This is a genomic window from Rhizobium sp. SRDI969 (assembly GCF_025152725.1).
Taxonomy (GTDB): domain Bacteria; phylum Pseudomonadota; class Alphaproteobacteria; order Rhizobiales; family Rhizobiaceae; genus Rhizobium; species Rhizobium leguminosarum_I.
Window position 1 is genome coordinate 498561 of the sequence record NZ_CP104037.1, and the last position, 17012, is coordinate 515572.

Here is a 17012-nt window from a genome sequence, read left to right on the forward strand (position 1 = left end):
TTCGGTCGCCGATCACACGCCGTACGCTCAGGGCCGTGGCACTTGTGAAACTGCGAAGCGAAGCAACGAACATCGCGAGAATTGCGGTCAAAACGCTGACCGGGAAACCGAACCTCTGCTTCATGCACGCTGGACAGATTACGGTTCGTCGAACATCAACGCAGTGGCGAGATAGCAGACGCCGATCGTGCTTGCGAACTGATAGATGAACATTCCCTGTGCCACATAGCTGTACGAGGGGGAGACTGGAGCGATGGACTTTCTCCAAACTACGAAACCGGCTGTGGCGCCCAGCAAGAACCCGATCGCAAGACGAGTGACGATGAACGTGACTAGAGGAGGCATGGAAATCTCCCGACATCGGTGTACGAAAACGATCAGTGGGCCTCGCTTGTTCCATCTGGGAAGATCTCGATCAAAGTTTTCGGGCGGGTAATCGTGCAGGGTGCTGTCGCGAACTTGGATATGCGCACCATGAGCCAGATGACATTCATTGCCGGCGTTTTCACGCTACTGGTACTTCCCGGCCCTACCAACGCAGTCTAGCAATGGCGTCGGCGGCCCTAACGCCATTGCGCGCCCTTTTACTAGTATCGACGGTGATCTCATCCATACTTGCTATCGTGATACCGGTCGCCGTATTCGCGGGCCCCCGTTGCGGGCGCGGCGGTGCGGTACCGTCGCGCTTCTGACGTATTTATTGGATTGACGCTCAGTGCCATTTCGCAAAACTGGCGCTCTAGCAAGTTAATTGCCCACCCGACTCGACTGCGATGAGCTTCAACAAGCCGACACGGAAAGAAAGGTGAAATAGTCTAACTGGCGCTCTAACGAACACGCAGGCTCTCCCATCCTTCTCGAGCGCACCGACACACCGGGCGCGGGAGCTGGCTTGGCCGTGATGATCCAATGATAAGCAACAAGGTCCTGGCGGCCACTAGCACAGCGGTCGGTTCAAAAGTTCGGATGGAGCTGAGCCCATCCGCGACAGGGAACCCCCGGTCTTACCTTTCGGGGGACGTTGGCGGTGGAAGAGGTCGGCTGACCGGAAGCAAACGAGAGCCACGAATGCACTCCTTGGTACTCTTTATGACTAGACCGCCTTGGCACCCACCGCGTTTGCGAGCGTCTGACGCAGCGCACGCGCTGGTGACGCTGAGGGCGAGTGATGGCTGACCGCACCGGCGAGCGAAAGGGTAGGCCGCCCGTCAGCCTGCACCTTGAACCGTGAAATCAATTGCGAAAGAGAAACCACTTCTTCCGCCAGTCGGCTGGTGCTTGCGGTGGCTTCCTCGACCATGGCCGCATTCTGCTGCGTGACCTGATCCATCTGATTGATGGCTGTATTGACTTCTGAAAGACCGGTCGTTTGTTCCTTCGCCGCAGTGGCGATCGACTGGACGTGTTCGTTGATCCTGGTTACCTGACCCTGGATCAGGCTCAGTGCCTCGCCGGTGGCGGTCACAAGTCTCACGCCGCTCTGCACTTCGGTTCCGGAGCGCGTAATCAGATCCTTGATGTCCTTGGCGGCGCGAGCAGACCGCTGCGCAAGCTCGCGGACTTCTTGGGCGACGACTGCAAAACCTTTCCCCGCCTCTCCGGCGCGCGCTGCCTCGACGCCGGCGTTAAGCGCGAGCAGGTTCGTTTGAAACGCAATCTCGTCGATCACGTTGATGATCTGGCTGATCTCGCCGGAGGCCTTCTCGATACGTCCCATGGCCGCGACGGCATCGGCGACCACTGCGCTCGATTGATCTGTGCTTCTGCGCGCCTCGGTGACCATGTGACTGGCTTCAGCCGCGCGCTCCGTCGAACTCTTTACCGCCGATGTGATCTCCTCCAGACTTGCGGCGGTTTCCTCCAATGCAGCCGCCTGCTGCTCGGTACGCTTGGACAGATCGCCAGACGCGTGGCTAAGCTCGCCGGTGCCCGAATTGATCGTTTCTATCGCCGCGCGGACTTCTGCCATCACGGTTCTCAAACCGTCCATTGTCGCATTCACGTCGCGTTTGAGTTCTGCGAATGAGCCTTGAAATTCGCCCCGCATCTCGTTGGTGAGATCCCCATGCGCCAATGCCGCGATGACGCGTTGGGTCTCGCCGACGCCACGGTGCACAGAGGCTACAAGCTCATTGACGCTTACCGCGAAACGATCGAGATCGGGATTCTCATAGGCTTTCTGAATTCGCTGGGTAAAGTCTCCAGCAACGGCCGCAGCGACGACCGCCGATATATTCGAGGACAAATCCGCGTTCTTTTCCTGCAGGGCACGCTCCTGGGCATTAAGTTGGCGGATCCGAATGCCGTTCTGCTTGAACACGTCCACAGCGCCAGCCATTTCGCCAATCTCGTCGGTTCGAGTTGCGAACGGCACTGCGGTTTCGAGGTCGCCGTCGGCAAGCTGTTTCATGCTCGATGTCAACTGACCGATGGGGCGGGCGATCGCCTTCGAACCAAAGATTGCCGAGGCGACAAGCGTTGCAACCACGAGGAATCCCATCCCAAGGCTGATTTGCAACGCCAGGCTCGATGCGGACGACATCTGGACCCCGGCTTCCTCAGCTTTGCTTTTGGCCGCATTCACGCACTCATCGAGTAACGACCCGATCTGATCGGCAATGTTCAAAAGCTTGCCCTGTGCAGCTTTTTCCTCAGCAGACGCTTCCGAACCGTTGCTAGCGCTGCCTAATCTGGCGTCTATCGAGTTGGACAGACCTTCGTATTCGGTCATCCACTGGCTCGTCAGCTCGGCAACTTTAGCGATCCGATCTTTGTTAGCCTGGAGCGTGACGTGCGCGCTTGCGCTCGCCAGGTATTTGGTCGCCGATTCATGCCGTTTGCTAACATACTCGCGCGCTTTCGTTGCATCGATGGAAGTCTCCGCCAGACGTAATTCCAACATTCCCATCATCATGCCGCGCAGCGATGCTTTTGCGTCCACCAGATCCCGGGAAATGACCAGCTGCATCCGTCCGAAATCGGCGTTTCTACCGGTCGAGGCGTCGCCAACCCAGACCGCTGCCAGCAAGGCTAAAACCATGAAGATGCCGACCGCTGACATGGCGGTCAGTTTAGCGCTGATGCGGGTGAAAAGTTTGGATGGCATAGTCTCACTCCTGTCGCACGGGGCCGCCGTGGCTCCGGGCCGATGCAATCGATCAACAAGCTGGACAGGCATGTTCCAGCGGCACATGCATGCGGAACTCAGACACGTCGTCCCACACTCTGCGGCGAGGTGGTTGATTAGAATTATTACAAAGTGCTTAAGTTTTCGTTGAGGCTATTCGTGCACCGATCGAGCGACCAGACGTACGCCTCCGCACGGGCGCTGAAAGCGCTTCCGCTTGCGAGGCCTGATATTGCGGTTTTGCGACAAGAAGCCCCACGGGAAAAATGACACTTGGAGAGCGCAGCCCTTACTTGCTATTTTCCAATCCGAAACCGGTCTGTTAAACTCTCTCCGCTTCTCCAGACCTTGCGAGGCAACCATGGCCTACGAGACAGTCAACGTGCGTTATATGGTCGAGAACGTCGAGGTCGCCGTCGAATGGTATGTCGCCCATCTCGGCTTTTCTCTGATCTCGAAGCATGCGCCGGCTTTCGCGGACATCAGGCGCGGTGCACTGCGTCTGCTTCTGAGCGGCCCGAGAAGTTCGGCGGGCCGGCCGATGCCTGACGGCGAACAGCCGATACCCGGCGGCTGGAATCGCATTCACCTAATCGTAAACGATCTGACCACCGAGGTGGCGCGTCTGCGGGCAAGCGGCGTCCGCTTCCGCAATGATGTGGTCACCGGGCCGGGAGGCTCGCAGATCCTGCTCATTGATCCCTCCGGCAACCTCATCGAATTGTTTCAGCCTGCGCGGCAGTAACATTGATGTGTGGCTTCACTCGAACACACTCGACGGCAAGCCGAAGTCATCCGTGTCGTCGCCCAGCGCAATGGAGTTTCATCAAGGAGGCCCCTCCTTGAGCAGCCGGTATCCTCGATGCGCTCCAAATCCGAGATCGCGCAAGCTCACGAGTCCGAACGGCGACAGGAAGGCTTTGGTCGTCACCAGCGTATAGAGCCCGCCCGGCTGCGGGCTGCGCGGATAGGAGGAAACCAAACCGAGAGAGCGGAGGTGCGCGATCACGTCGCGGCGGACCTCCGGCAATCCTTGAGTTTCCCCGCGCGTGATCGGCTGGTGATAGGCGACCATCACCATAATTTCAGGTCGGCCTTCGACAGCACCGGCTTCACAGGCCAGGCGCGCATGGGTTTCGAAGGGTATGTCGACGTCGTGCGCAAGCTGACACGACGTTTCTCGCTCTTCTATGCACCTGTCTACGAAAACATGAAGGCTCACGGCGATGGCGCCCTGGCCTCCGCCGATGTGGTTCATCCGAACGATGCCGGACATCATGCGATCTTCGACGCTTTTACAAATGCGGATCGGTCATAGCGCTTCAGACTCAAGACCAGCGCTGTACTCGCCGGACAGTCCTGCCAAGGCGGCCGCTCGCCGTTTGGTGGGCCCCGCAATGCGGTCATTCTCCGGACGGCGCGCAATCCGCCAGATTGATCAGGCCTCTAAAATGCATTCCTGACCGGAAACACGTCTTCGCCGTAATGGTGAAGCCTCGTGTGGTGCCGTCAGCATAACCACCGTACCCTTAAAGGCTCTTCGTATTGATCATGACGGGCATCGACTGCTTCGACCCCGCAGACTTCACAGCTTTGCTTTTCCAGCTCGCCGGCTTTGACTGCTCGCTGCACGGCGAGGTGAGCATCATATTTGCCTGGATTGACACGACGCCAATTCGCTTGGCGGGTATCGGTTTTCAGCATCGCTGCATCCTGCCTCATGTCAGTTTGTGCTCTCGTCGGAGACGATGCCTGTATCACAACTTCGCGTGCCGGGCTTCCGGGGCGAACATCCCGACAACTGCGAGTCTACTTCGGCTGGTGCGAGATTGTCACCTGCTATCTCGCCGTCAATCAATGGCTCAACGCCGGCGCCGCCATTCACTCGGGCCGGTCCGAACGCCATCCGCTGTGCGATGTCGAATATCATCTGACCGAAGTTATCCTTGGATGGATATTGGACTGAGTTGCGGAAGGCTTAGCCCACCGCATCAACGTGCGACCGTTAACCAATCGCCGATCGTCGTCCCAAAATGCTGCGTCCAGGCCGTCGATAGCTGACGAGCAATTCGGCGAGGCTCCCGGAGAGGGCGATGTTGTGGGCGATCTGCAGAAGGGGCGCATCACGGGTCAGTTCATAGGGCAGGAAGACGAGCACCGCGGCTGAATCGGTCATCCGCCCACGGTAGGGATAACCGAGAGACCTGAAAAATATCTCACCCGGGCCGGTCTCCGTGACACGGCGTTGGCCTCGGTCCAGGCCCGGCCGCTGCGAAGTACGCCGACGTTCCAGTGGTCGATTAAGCTCGACCGCAGCATGGCCTGATTGCGAATATAGCTGCATGCCTGCACGCGCTGCTGGACGATGAGGATATCGCCGAGATGTCAGCCGGTCTGTTCCGCGAGAAAACCGTCGTCCTCAGATTGTCCGTCCGGCAGATGAACATCGACAAGCGGCGCCATATGTGATCGCCAGGACTGGAATTGTTCTTTCGGCGGCAGGTCTCGCGTCGAAAATCGCAAGGGCACCAATGCAAGTGGAACGTCCACCTGATGTTCTTTCTGCGGGGACGGTTCGCGCGGCCAGCGCCGCCGCTCAAGGTGGGCCGGCCATTCCCGTCCAGCAGCGCGGTCATCTCCAGACACCGTAACCATCCAATTCCCTCAGCGCATAAGCCGATCCGGGCTGTTGAAATAGCAAAAAAATCGCTTTCGCGGCTGAAATGGCCGCGCAGCCCATCCGAACAAAACCGAATCGACCGAAGTCTTACGTGCATAATCTACTTATCATATTCATTTACGAGCAGAAATGGACGGACCGATAATTTTCGGGATGCGGCGATAACGACAATCGCGTCCTGTTCCTGTATCTAAATGAGCACGGGTTAGTTCCTAAGGACGGTTCGGAAAGCCCAAATACTCACTTGCCAGTGCAATGCAGTTTCAAAGCACTCTCAACGTGAAAACGACAATAATCACAACAAAATATGCAAGCAGAGGAGGATAGGTCGTGAACTATCGGGGCAATATTCGTGCGCGCTTTGCGCGAGCGTCGGCTTACGACAGGAATTCGGCGGGTTTCCTCTGCTCACCTTCATGCGAGACGCGCCTGAGGCCGGACATCGGCAAATAAGGACGCGAAGGGGTTGCGCGCAGACTAGGGCCGTCTGTGTCGATGCGTATAAGGCCGAGGCTTGCACGCAACCCCTACCATATCCACCCATTGGCGAATTTTGTGACGCTGCCCATTTCTAAGGAGGCTAAGATGACCACCGCATGTGATGAAAAACGTATCGAATTGAAGCCGATTTCGATCTGCAGACGAGAGGTTGAAGTCGCGATGGTGGAAATGCTCGTCAGTTTGCAGAAACGTGGATGGTCGGCTGCGGAATTGGCATTGGAGCTCGCCGATGCCTCCGAAGATCTCGTCATGCTGATCGCGACCAAAAGGCTTCGACCGCATTAAAAGAAGGTCGCGTGAAATTATGCTGTCTCTGACTGAATGGAATGGCAGCACTGTCGGGTGCGGCGGTGTGATTTCCCACGCCATCACCACTCATCACGTCAGTCGCCGCGCCGGAGATGGCTTGACCATATTCCGGGCGCCGCACCGATACGATGCCAAGCCTCGCGTCGGCGGCGGTTCCTCCACATCCGAACTGTTCTGCCTCAGCTTTACGACCATCACTTGTGTTCTAGTTTTCGATGCGCTAAATTACAAGAATTAGTTGCATCCGTTTGTGCCGGCTCGATAGGACGGATGGCTGCAGAAGTGATATCTTCGGATGCCAACATGATCTGGAACCATCGCATTACGCGCATCGTTGTCGGATTGCTGCTGCTGACACTCGTGACTGTCGTCTCATTGCCGACGATCACCGGCTTTACGAGCCTTGATGGCACGGTCAATGCGCGGTTTGCTGTCGTTAACGCGCCGATCGACGGCACGATTGCCGAAGACCCCCCCAAGGTCGGCAGCCCGGTAAAAGCGGGACAATCGCTGGCTGAAATCAGAAATACACGCGTCAGTCACGCAATCCTCGCGTCGCTTGAGGCGGATCGCAATACGGCGCTCGACCGCGTCGCGGCGCTGAAAAAAGAACGGGAGGAGCTCTCCACGCTACGCGAGGAATTGTCTGCCAGATTGGAAATCTACAGGCAGACCACCATTGCCAATCTCGAACGCGAAGTCGCAATCCTGCGGAAAAAAGTCGAAGTGTCGCAAGCGCAGGATCTGGTCGCGCAGGTCGACCTGAGCCGCCGGATGCAGCTCGAGTCAAAAGGCATTCTGACGCAGAAGCTGGTTGAGGCCGCGCGGGCTGCTGGCGCTGCGACCGGCGGCGAGGTCGAAATCAGCAACCTGACTGTCGATCAATTGCAACAAAGGCTCAATGCGGTCCGCCAGGGTATCTTTGTCTTCGGCGACGGACAGAATGACGTGCCTTATTCGCGACAGCGTGAAGACGAGGTGGTCGTTCGCATCAATGACTTGAACTCGCGCATAGCGGAAAACAAGACACGAGCGACCGAAGTTCAAAAGCAGCTGGTCAAAGAGGCAGGCCGCGTCAGCAGCCTTGAATCCGCAACTGCAACAGCGCCTTTCGACGGCGTTGTTTGGAGCAGGAGTATCGTCAACGGTTCCAACGTCATGCTGAACGACGAGCTGATGCGCCTTCTCGACTGCCGAGAGTTGTTTGTCGATATTCTTGTCCCTGAGGTCAACTATGACGAGATCTATCCAGAACTCGTCGCTCAGGTGCGCCTGTTTGGCCGCAGCGATGTTTTCAATGGGACGGTCGTGTCCGTCAGAGGCAGTTCGGCTTCGGTCGAGGCCGATTCCTTTGCCGCCAGTTTGCCGCCGTCGACGCAACGCAACGCCCGCATTCGGGTTCGCCTCGATCCATCCTTCATGAACGATGACTTTGCGAACTCCTGCCAGGTAGGGCGCACAGTGCAGGTGCGGTTTTCCAAACACGGCATCAACGTATCCAACTGGGTCAAAAGCCTGTGGTTCAGTATCTTGTAGCGCTCTCTCCGACCTTTGTCGTTTTGGCCTTCTTCTTCCTGGGGCCGTTCAATTGGTCGCGCCATCACACCTGGACACGGGCGGTGACCTGCGCGGTTGTCGCAGCAGTCGCATTGCGATACATGTTCTGGCGTTTGACGGAGACAGTGCTTCCCTATCCTGACGGCGGTGCGAGTTTCTACTGGGTCTGGATCCTCTTCATCGTCGAGATTTTGGCGTGCGTCGAAGTCATTCTCTTTCTGGTATTGATGAGCCGCTACGTCGACCGCAGCGCAGAAGCGGACAGGCTGGCCCGCGTTTTCTTTGCGCGAGAGCAGCGCGAGCTGCCGACTGTCGATGTTTTCATTCCCACCTATAATGAGCCCCTCGACGTGCTCGAGCGAACCATCATCGGCGCCCGCTCGCTGGATTATCCTGCCGACAAATTGAATGTCTATGTGCTTGACGATCAACGCCGAGATTGGCTGAAGGCCTATTGCGAGGAAAAAAACGTCATCCACGTCACGCGCGGCGACAACAGCCATGCCAAAGCAGGCAACATGAACAACGGGCTGAAGGTCAGCTCGGGCGAGTTTATTGCGATCTTCGACGCCGATTTTGTGCCCTATCGGCATTTCCTTCGCCGGACGCTGCCCTTCTTTTTAGATGACAGCATCGGCATCGTCCAGACACCGCAACATTTCTTCAATGTCGATCCGGTGCAATCAAACCTTGGCCTGGAGAATATCTGGCCGGACGAGCAGCGCTTGTTCTTCGACGAGATCGCGCCCAGCCGAGATGCCTGGGACGTCAGTTTCTGCTGCGGGTCATGCTCGATTGCCCGCCGCGAGGCCGTTGACGCGATAGGCGGGTTTCCAACGGAGTCGATCACGGAAGACCTGCTGACAACTCTTTCGATGCTCAACAAAGGCTACAAGACGCGCTATCTGAACGAGCGGCTATCGATGGGACTGGCCGCCGAAAACCTGACCGGGTATTTTGTGCAGCGTGAACGATGGTGTCAGGGGGGTATTCAAACCCTTTACCTCTATAACGGCCCGCTGCGCGGCCCGGGATTGACGCTCTTTCAACGGATCATGTTCTTGCCGGCATCATGGCTGGTGCAGTATCTAGTCCGCTTCACGATATTGCTCGTCCCCATCGTCTATCTTTGGTTCGGCCTGCTCCCGCTCTATTTCACTGACATAGCCGATTATGTCTCTCATCAGGTGCCGTTGCTGGCGGCGTATTTTCTGCTGATGCTGTGGATCACGCCGACCCGGTACTTGCCTGTGATTTCCAGCGCCGTCGGGACCTTTTCAACATTCCGCATGTTGCCGACCGTGGTCTCCAGCCTGGTGAGGCCATTTGGTAAGCCGTTCAGGGTAACGCCAAAGGGCAGCGGCAATGAGTCGAACCAGTTCGACCGCTACAGCTTCGCCTGGATCGCAATCATGATCACGGTTACCGTCCTTGGACTTCTGGTCAACGTCGTACCGGAAACGTCGCATGTACAAGGCCAGTTTTCACCGGTCGCGGCGTGGTGGTCAGGCATCAATATCGTCGTCCTGCTCATCGCGTCGCTGATCTGCTTTGAGAAACCCCGGCGTCTGTTTCATGCGTTCAAGCTCGATGAACCCGCTGTCGTCGACGACGTCCCCGGCCAAATCGTCAGTCTGGCACTGGACAAGGCGGTCGTTGCAGTCCCCAGCATGGCCCGATTTCAATCCAAATCGGTCATGCTGAAACTCCCCGGCTTCGCCCCGTTCAAAGCGGAGCTCGGACAGGTCACTCAACGACGAAGCAGCGTAAGTCGCAGCGGCGACAAGCAAGTCTATTACCTGCATCTGTATTTCGAACTCAGTGGCGCTGCTCGCGACAGCATGATTGTCAAACTCTACACCGGTCAATATTCGCGGGATATTCGCGACATCGACAAGGTTGCTGTTTCTCTTAACCTGTTGTTGCGGTCATTCGGGCGAACGCGCACGTTGTAGCCCAGTTCAGGCGAGAGTTCGTCGCCTTGAACGGATGTGAACCAACGACCAGCTCTCCAAACAGAATATCAATGAAAATTCCTGCTCTTCACCTTCAACGTATCGATATGAAGATCAGGCACGAACAAGTCGCGCGCGGCGACAACCGGCTTCGGCTGATCCCGCGGATCGGGCCCTCCGCCTCTGGCAAACTCATCGCCTCGGCCGGCCGGAAGCTTGAACTCTTCATCGCGATCGGCAAGGCCGACAAGGTCGCCCGACAGATCGAACAGCTGCTGGGCGACAAGATGCACGACCTCGCCTTCCCGCTGGATCCGGCCATTGATCGCCATCATCGAAGACCCGAGAACGACCCGCCGTCGTTTTTCGAACAGCGTTGGCCAGACAACCAGATTGGCCGGCCCGGTCTCGTCTTCGATGGTGATGAACATGACGCCCTTGGCCGATCCTGGCATTTGCCGAACCAGGACTAGACCTGATGTGTAGACCCACCGCCCGTCCCGCGAATTCATCGCCTCCGCACATGTGATGATGTTGCGCGCCGAAAGATCCTTGCGCAGGAAGGCGATCGGATGCTGCCGCAATGTCAGTCCGGTATGGCTGTAGTCCTCAATGACGTTATGCCCGTCCGTCATCTGCCGAAGTGCCACCTCCGGCTCCTGCTGCTCTGCGATCGCCGCCCTCTCCCGTTCGGCCGCGGCGGCAAACAGCGGCAAGGGTTCATAGCGCAGCGCCTTGATCGCCCAGAGCGCGTCGCGGCGTTCAAGCTTCAGCGACGGCAGAAAGGCATCGGCCTTGGCAAGCTGGACGAGCGCCTCCGATGGCACGGCGGATCGACGCCACATATCGTCAACCGAGACAAAGCCATTGTCCATGCGTGCCGCGACGATGCGCGCGGCGTCAGCGACCGCCAGTCCTTTCACCTGCCGGAAGCCGAGCCGGACAGCGTGGCGGCCAGAATCGCCGATCCGCTCCAGCGTACAGTTCCACCGGGAGCGGTTAATGCAGACAGGCCGAACCTCGACGCCGTGCGCCCTCGCATCGCCAACAATTTGTGCCGGCGTGTAAAAACCCATTGGCTGCGAATTGATGAGCGCCGCACAGAAGGCGTCCGGATAGTGGCATTTAATGTAGCTCGACGCATAGGCGATCAGCGCGAACGAAGCCGCATGGCTCTCCGGAAAACCATAGGAGCCAAAGCCTTCGAGTTGCGAGAAGGTCTTTTCGGCGAATTCCGGCGTGTAGCCGTTCCTCACCATGCCCGATACGAGTTTGTCCTTGAAGCGCGAAACACCGCCGGTGAACTTGAAGGTCGCCATCGACTTGCGCAGCTGGTCGGCCTCGCCACCGGTAAAGCCGGCGCAGACCATCGCCACCCTCATCGCCGACTCCTGAAACAGCGGCACGCCGAGCGTCTTGCCGAGCACCGCCTCAAGCTCGGGCGTCGGATATTCGACGGCCTCCTTGCCTTCACGGCGGCGCAGATAGGGATGCACCATGTCGCCCTGGATCGGGCCTGGCCGGACAATGGCGACCTGCACCACGAGGTCGTAGAAGGTTCGGGGTTTCAGCCGCGGCAGCATCGCCATCTGCGCGCGGCTTTCGATCTGGAACGTGCCGAGCGTATCGGCCTTGCGGATCATCGCATAGGTCGCAGGATCCTCCTGCTCGATGTCAGACAGGTCGAGATCGCGGTTCTTGTGCTCGCGGATCAGATCGAAGGCCTTGGCCATGCAGGTGAGCATCCCGAGGGCCAGGATGTCCACCTTCATGAATTTCAGGGCTTCGACGTCGTCCTTGTCCCATTCGATGATCTGACGGTCCTTCATCGTTGCCGGTTCGATCGGCACGAGATCGTCGAGCCGATCGTGGGTGAGGACGAACCCGCCCGGATGCTGGCCGAGATGCCGTGGCGCCCCCATCAATTGCTGCGCAAGCTTCAAGGTCAGCACAAGACGCCGGTCGTCTGGATTGAGATTGAGCTCGCGGACATTGCGGTCGCAGACCTCCTCCGACCAGGCCCACATGCCGGACGACAGCGCCTTGATCACATCCTCCGGCAGGCCGAGCGCCTTGCCGACATCGCGGATCGCGCCGCGCGCCCGGTAGCGGGTCACGGTGGCGCAGAGCGCTGCCTTTTCTCTGGAATAGGTGCGATAAATCCACTGGATCACCTCTTCCCGCCGCTCGTGCTCGAAATCCACATCGATGTCCGGCGGCTCGTCGCGCTCCTGGCTCACAAAACGCTCGAACAGAAGATCGTTGGTCGAGGGATCGATACTGGTAATGCCGAGAATGTAGCAGACGGCGCTGTTGGCGGCAGAACCCCTGCCCTGGCAAAGAATGCCTTCAGACCGCGCATAGCGCACGATCGAAAAGACCGTCAGAAAATAGGGCGCGTATTTCATGGTGCGGATCAGATCGAGTTCGTGCCGCACGACCTTCAACACATCGGGTGGCAGTCCTTCGGGATAGCGATCGGGCACGCATTGCCAGACATAATGCTCCAGCGATCCTTGAGCATCCTTGCCCGGTACGATTGCCTCCTCCGGATATTGGTAGGTGAGCTCCTCGAGCGAAAAAGTGCACCGACGGACAATCTCCATGGTTCGTGCCAGAGCCTCAGGATATCGCGGAAACAACCGCTCCATTTCTTCCGGCGGCTTCAGGTACCGGTCGGCGTGGCGCTCGCGCTCGAAGCCCACCTCGTCGATGGTCGTGCGGGTGCGGATGCAGGTGACGATGTCCTGCAACTGCCGGCGGCCTGGCTCATGGAAGAGGACATCATTGGTGACGACAGTCTGCACCTTGAACCGCGCGGCGAGATTGGAAATCTCATGCAGCCGCAACTGATCGTTCTGCCGGCGTCGCAGACAAAGCGACACATAGGCCCGATCACCAAACAGCTCGGCCATCTTGCGCAGCTGGATCGCGCAGACGTCATCCGGCAGATCCGGCACAAGAATGCCGATCATGCCGTCGTTGTACGCGATGACATCGTCCCATTGCAGGACGCAGTTGTTCTTGCCGCCGCGGGACTTACCGAGCGTGATAAGGCGGGTCAGCCGGGAATAGGCAGCCCGGTCGGTCGGGTAGACCAGCAGCGACATGCCGTCGGCCAGATCAAGCCGGCAACCGACAACGAGGCGCAAGGCGGTGGCACGCGAGGCCTCCAGCGCCCGGACAATTCCGGCAAGCGAATTGCGGTCGACAACGCCGAGGGCTTCGATGCCAAGAGCCTTGGCGGTCTCGAACAGTTCCTGCGCCGAACTGGCACCGCGCAGGAAGGAAAAATGGGTCGTGACCTGCAGCTCGGCATAACTCATGCGAAGATCCCATGGCAGAACCAGCGGTGGCTTCCGGTTTCCGGATCGATGCCATCACCGGAGCGAAACACCCAGAGACGCTCGCCGGCCTCGTCTTCGATGACGAAATAGTCCCGCACCGCCTCCATCTCGGCGTCGCGCTGCCACCACTCGCCAAAAATCCGTTCCGGACCATCGGCGCGCTTGACCTTCCGGCGCTTGCCGCGCCAGGTGATCGAGACCGGCGGCCGGTCCGGCAGCAAGGCGATGGCCTCGATCAGTTCCGGACGGGCCAGCAGCCGGACCGGCCGGCGCCAATGACTGACCCAGGTGACCTCGACCGGATCGGCAGCAGGACTGATGCGCTGGACGGCGCGCTCGGGCACGTCGGAGGCAACCGGCGCCACCCGATAAACGCGCTGGCCACGGTTGCCGTAGATATCGATCAGTGGCGTGACGTTGGTGACCTCGTCCTCGACCAGCGACGACGACTTCTGGCGCTCCTCCAGCGGCTCGACTATCACCGCAACTAGGGTCAGCTTCTCGATCCCGAAACCGGGCTCGATCTTTTCCGTCCGGTCGCGAAACAGCTTCGTCAACCAGACGACGTCGCGCACCGGCTTCACCGTGCCGGCGCGGATTGCCTGCCGCGTCCCGTCGACCTTTTCGACGATCAGGTCGGCGCGCCGAACACCAAGGCCGCGCCTTTGCAACTCCTCGATCAGTTGCACGACCAGCCGGCCGACATATTTGTTGATGGTTTCGGCAGCACCGATCGGTTCGGCAAAGGCGCGGCTCACCTCGACGAGCTCGGCGGTGCGGATCGGATCGATTGGTTCGGAAGCGCGGCCGAACATCTGGTCGAGCCGCCGGCCGATCTCCGGACCGAAACGAAGGGTCAGCGGCGCACGTGGAGTATTGGCGAGTTCTCCGATTGTCTGGAATCCAAGCGTGCGCAGATCGCTAACGACTTTCCCGGGAAGGCGCAGCAACGATATCGGCAGCTTTTCGACGGCACGGACGGTCTGACCTGAAGGCACGATGACCGTTTCGCGGCTGATGGCGCGGGCGCAGGCGTGGGCCGCACCCCAGGTGTCGGCGATGGCGACACGGGCGGTGAGTTTTTTGGCCAGGAACTGATTGGCGATCTTCGTCACCATTGCGAGCTCGCCGCCCTGCAGGTGATCGGCGCCTTCGGTGTCCATGACGATCCCATCGATCCCATCGACCGCGACGATCGGCGAATAGAGCGTCAGCGCCCAAAGGGTAATGCGTTCGAGTGCTGCGGCATCCTTTACAGGATCCGCATCGACCAGCATCAGGCCGCGGAACAGCGCCTGTGCTTTCGCCGCCGGCATGCCGACATGAACGCCGGCTTTCCTGGCGGCCGCGTCGGCGGCCGACACCCAGCGTTTCGAGCCGCTCCTGGCGATCACGGCGATCGCCTGTTCAGGCGGAATAGAGGGATCGGCGCGACGAATGCGATCCGTCGGCAGATCCGGAAGATAGATCGAGACAACCCTTGTCATCGCACGCCCTCACGAGAAACTCAGCACATTCACCCGCTTTCACGCGCATCAATTCCAGCAACCATTCGGCCCTTCCGACACCCGGCACCGGCAATTCCCCCGACGGCATCACGCTCACCCGCCACCTCGTGGTCGACGCCGTCGGCTGCCCAAAATCATTGGCCTCCGTCTGCCGCCGCCATCGGCGCACGGCGAGCGCCATGGTGCCTGTTCGCTCAGCCGCCAGCTGCAGCCGGCGCGAGCTGACCATCGGCAGTCGAACGAGTTCACCGACGACTGCGCCGAGCCCGCCGAAGGACAGCCCTTCCTCCATATTGGCCAGCACGTCCTCTTCCTTGTCGGATTCGACAAAGATCACCCGGTCGGGATGGAGTCCGACCTCAGCGAGCGCAGGAAAGAACAGATCGGGACGCGTCAGGCACCAGACGATCGGGCCTTTGGTGCGAGCCGCGATGCCCGCCGCACACAGGGCTGCTGCCGCACCATCCACCGTGCCCGACCCACCGCCGGCAAATTCGTGCAAGGCGCCATAGGCCAGGCCACCTCCCGGCAGGACCGCATCGATTTCCGGCACGCCGAAGGACAGACAGCCAGCCTTTCTGGCTGATACGCCTTCCAGCGATGCAATGCGCTCGCGCAGATCGGAAATCACCCGTTCACGGGCAGCAGTCATCGTTCACGGCTCCCTTCAAGGTCGTGTTGGCGGCCGACATCATGTCGAACAAAATGCGGATGTTCTCTTTCTGTTCCGACCCAATAAAAGAGTCAAGCAACCGGAGGGATGGGAATATTATCCTGAACATTAGGAATCTGAAGAATAATCAGGAGAATCAGCCCAATAGCAGCCTGTGGATTTTTTTCCGAGCGTTTGCGAGCGCTAATCCCTTTGTGTGAATTGCGGGGACAAGTCGGCATCGTCAGAGTGTCTTTAAGATTTTTCTGCTGAACTGTCGGCATGCCGAAGCCTCCGAGATCAAAACCTCTCCTTCGCGACACCGAGGCCCCGATCCGTTCCCGGCCGCGAGGCAAGCGCAATCCAGCCCAGCCACAGCTGCTGTTCGATCCCATGCCCGAGCGCGTCGAGCCCGCGCTGGCGCAACTGAAGTCTCATCCCCCAAAAGGAAGCGAGTGGAGCTGGGAGCTGAAATGGGACGGCTATCGCCTCGCGGTCCATATCGAGCCGCAGGGGATCAGGATCCTCACCCGTGGCGGCCATGACTGGACGCATCGGTTTCCGGCAATCGCAGAGGCCGCCCGAGCGCGCGGGCCGGCAACGATGATCATCGATGGCGAAGCAGTCGTGCTCGACGAAGAGGGTCGGCCGGATTTCGGGCTGTTGCAGCAATCGCTGGGCGCATCCGGCAAACAAGCTGGCAACCGTGCCTCCAACGCCGTCCTCTACGCTTTCGATCTTGTTTATCTGGACGGGCACGACTTGCGCGATGTCGAATACCGGTCCCGACGACACCTTCTCGAGGACACGTTAAACGTCGCAAACAATGATGAAGCCGGCGCCATTCGGCTATCGGAAACACTCGATGCTGAACCAACCGTCCTGCTTGAGCATATCTGCCGCCTCGGCCTCGAAGGCATCGTCGGCAAGCACCTCGACCGGCCCTATCGTTCGGGCCGGACCGGGGATTGGGTGAAAGTCAAATGCATCCAGAGCGAGGCTTTCTTCATCGTCGGCTATGAGCGGTCGACGGCATCCCCTGCCGGCTTCGGCTCGTTGGTGCTCGCTGCATATAGTGGTGATGAGCTCGTCCACGTCGGAAGCGTCGGCACGGGGTTCAGGCAAGCCGAGGCCATCAGATTACGGAAGATGCTGGACACGCTGCGCTGGAAGCGAAAGCTGCCGCCCCTGCCCTATTCCGGAAGTGCAAATGTCATCTGGGTCCAGCCTACCCTGATCGCCGAGATCGAGTTTCGCGCCTGGACGTCGGATGGGAAACTCCGTCATCCGTCGTACAAGGGCTTGCGAGAACGCCAGGACAATGCCGACGTCTTCCGGCTCGACTAGCGAAATCAGCGCCATACGCTAGATTGTCC

Annotated in this window: 12 protein-coding genes and 2 pseudogenes; 5 read left to right on the forward strand and 9 right to left on the reverse strand. The window is 59.1% G+C overall.

The annotated features are described in order from the left end of the window. Nucleotides 1–138 precede the first annotated feature (138 nt). Together N2A41_RS29490 and N2A41_RS29495 are read right to left on the reverse strand one after the other, a co-directional pair. Nucleotides 139–345: a hypothetical protein gene (locus N2A41_RS29490; protein WP_260111603.1), complete on the reverse strand. Its 207-nt coding sequence runs from the start codon at nt 343–345 to the stop codon at nt 139–141. A 748-nt stretch (nt 346–1093) separates the two neighbouring features. Continuing rightward, a complete protein-coding gene (locus tag N2A41_RS29495) occupies nt 1094–3106 on the reverse strand; it encodes a methyl-accepting chemotaxis protein (RefSeq protein WP_260111604.1) in 2013 nt (670 codons plus the stop codon). Between the two features lie 382 nt (nt 3107–3488). Here N2A41_RS29495 and N2A41_RS29500 point away from each other — a divergent pair, with 382 nt between their 5' ends. Next, entirely contained in the window at nt 3489–3872 is a 384-nt protein-coding gene (locus N2A41_RS29500) for a VOC family protein (protein WP_260111605.1), read from the forward strand. Between the two features lie 81 nt (nt 3873–3953). Here N2A41_RS29500 and N2A41_RS29505 read toward each other — a convergent pair whose 3' ends face one another. From N2A41_RS29505 to N2A41_RS29515, 3 genes and pseudogenes are all read right to left on the reverse strand, one after another. Next, nucleotides 3954–4406 (reverse strand): SMC-Scp complex subunit ScpB, encoded by a 453-nt coding sequence (locus tag N2A41_RS29505; RefSeq protein WP_260111606.1) that lies wholly within the window; start codon nt 4404–4406, stop codon nt 3954–3956. Between the two features lie 233 nt (nt 4407–4639). Beyond that, nucleotides 4640–4831 (reverse strand): annotated as a pseudogene (locus tag N2A41_RS29510) (hypothetical protein); the annotation flags it as partial. Nucleotides 4832–5180: 349 nt separating this feature from the next. Next, nucleotides 5181–5782 (reverse strand): annotated as a pseudogene (locus N2A41_RS29515) (AraC family transcriptional regulator); the annotation flags it as partial. A gap of 610 nt (nt 5783–6392) precedes the next feature. Between N2A41_RS29515 and N2A41_RS29520 the strand changes: the two are divergent. From N2A41_RS29520 to N2A41_RS29530, 3 genes are all read left to right on the forward strand, one after another. Then, nucleotides 6393–6593: a hypothetical protein gene (locus N2A41_RS29520; protein WP_170282511.1), complete on the forward strand. Its 201-nt coding sequence runs from the start codon at nt 6393–6395 to the stop codon at nt 6591–6593. 327 nt (nt 6594–6920) lie between these two features. Next, nucleotides 6921–8153 (forward strand): HlyD family secretion protein, encoded by a 1233-nt coding sequence (locus N2A41_RS29525; protein ID WP_260111607.1) that lies wholly within the window; start codon nt 6921–6923, stop codon nt 8151–8153. Then, nucleotides 8135–10129 carry a glycosyltransferase gene (locus tag N2A41_RS29530; RefSeq protein WP_260111608.1) on the forward strand — a complete coding sequence of 665 codons (1995 nt, stop codon included), beginning with the start codon at nt 8135–8137 and terminating at the stop codon, nt 10127–10129. Before N2A41_RS29525 ends, N2A41_RS29530 begins: the two co-directional genes overlap by 19 nt. Before the next feature lie 68 nt (nt 10130–10197). Here the strand turns inward: N2A41_RS29530 and N2A41_RS29535 are convergent, their stop codons facing one another. The 4 genes from N2A41_RS29535 to N2A41_RS29550 form a co-directional block, all read right to left on the reverse strand. Further along, nucleotides 10198–13455 (reverse strand): error-prone DNA polymerase, encoded by a 3258-nt coding sequence (locus tag N2A41_RS29535; RefSeq protein WP_260111609.1) that lies wholly within the window; start codon nt 13453–13455, stop codon nt 10198–10200. Beyond that, complete coding sequence (locus tag N2A41_RS29540) at nt 13452–14963, reverse strand: Y-family DNA polymerase (protein WP_260111610.1); 1512 nt, start codon at nt 14961–14963, stop codon at nt 13452–13454. The genes N2A41_RS29535 and N2A41_RS29540 overlap by 4 nt, the downstream gene beginning before the upstream one ends. Next, nucleotides 14884–15636, reverse strand: coding sequence for an ImuA family protein (locus tag N2A41_RS29545; RefSeq protein ID WP_260111611.1), 753 nt, complete (start codon nt 15634–15636; stop codon nt 14884–14886). The genes N2A41_RS29540 and N2A41_RS29545 overlap by 80 nt, the downstream gene beginning before the upstream one ends. Before the next feature lie 92 nt (nt 15637–15728). Beyond that, nucleotides 15729–15920 carry a hypothetical protein gene (locus N2A41_RS29550; RefSeq protein ID WP_260111612.1) on the reverse strand — a complete coding sequence of 64 codons (192 nt, stop codon included), beginning with the start codon at nt 15918–15920 and terminating at the stop codon, nt 15729–15731. On the opposite strand from N2A41_RS29550, the gene ligD reads away from it, so the two are divergent. Then, nucleotides 15919–16983 (forward strand): non-homologous end-joining DNA ligase, encoded by a 1065-nt coding sequence (gene ligD / locus N2A41_RS29555; protein WP_260111613.1) that lies wholly within the window; start codon nt 15919–15921, stop codon nt 16981–16983. The two genes, N2A41_RS29550 and ligD, sit on opposite strands and share 2 nt — an antisense overlap. Nucleotides 16984–17012: the final 29 nt, after the last annotated feature.

Bases quoted from the DNA above. Each gene is read 5' to 3' on its own strand.
- N2A41_RS29490 (WP_260111603.1), bottom strand. From the start codon at position 345: ATGCCTCCTCTAGTCACGTTCATCGTCACTCGTCTTGCGATCGGGTTC.
- N2A41_RS29495 (WP_260111604.1), bottom strand. From the start codon at position 3,106: ATGCCATCCAAACTTTTCACCCGCATCAGCGCTAAACTGACCGCCATG.
- N2A41_RS29500 (WP_260111605.1), top strand. From the start codon at position 3,489: ATGGCCTACGAGACAGTCAACGTGCGTTATATGGTCGAGAACGTCGAG.
- N2A41_RS29505 (WP_260111606.1), bottom strand. From the start codon at position 4,406: ATGATGTCCGGCATCGTTCGGATGAACCACATCGGCGGAGGCCAGGGC.
- N2A41_RS29520 (WP_170282511.1), top strand. From the start codon at position 6,393: ATGACCACCGCATGTGATGAAAAACGTATCGAATTGAAGCCGATTTCG.
- N2A41_RS29525 (WP_260111607.1), top strand. From the start codon at position 6,921: ATGATCTGGAACCATCGCATTACGCGCATCGTTGTCGGATTGCTGCTG.
- N2A41_RS29535 (WP_260111609.1), bottom strand. From the start codon at position 13,455: ATGAGTTATGCCGAGCTGCAGGTCACGACCCATTTTTCCTTCCTGCGC.
- N2A41_RS29540 (WP_260111610.1), bottom strand. From the start codon at position 14,963: ATGACAAGGGTTGTCTCGATCTATCTTCCGGATCTGCCGACGGATCGC.
- N2A41_RS29545 (WP_260111611.1), bottom strand. From the start codon at position 15,636: ATGACTGCTGCCCGTGAACGGGTGATTTCCGATCTGCGCGAGCGCATT.
- ligD (WP_260111613.1), top strand. From the start codon at position 15,919: ATGCCGAAGCCTCCGAGATCAAAACCTCTCCTTCGCGACACCGAGGCC.
- N2A41_RS29550 (WP_260111612.1), bottom strand. From the start codon at position 15,920: ATGCCGACAGTTCAGCAGAAAAATCTTAAAGACACTCTGACGATGCCG.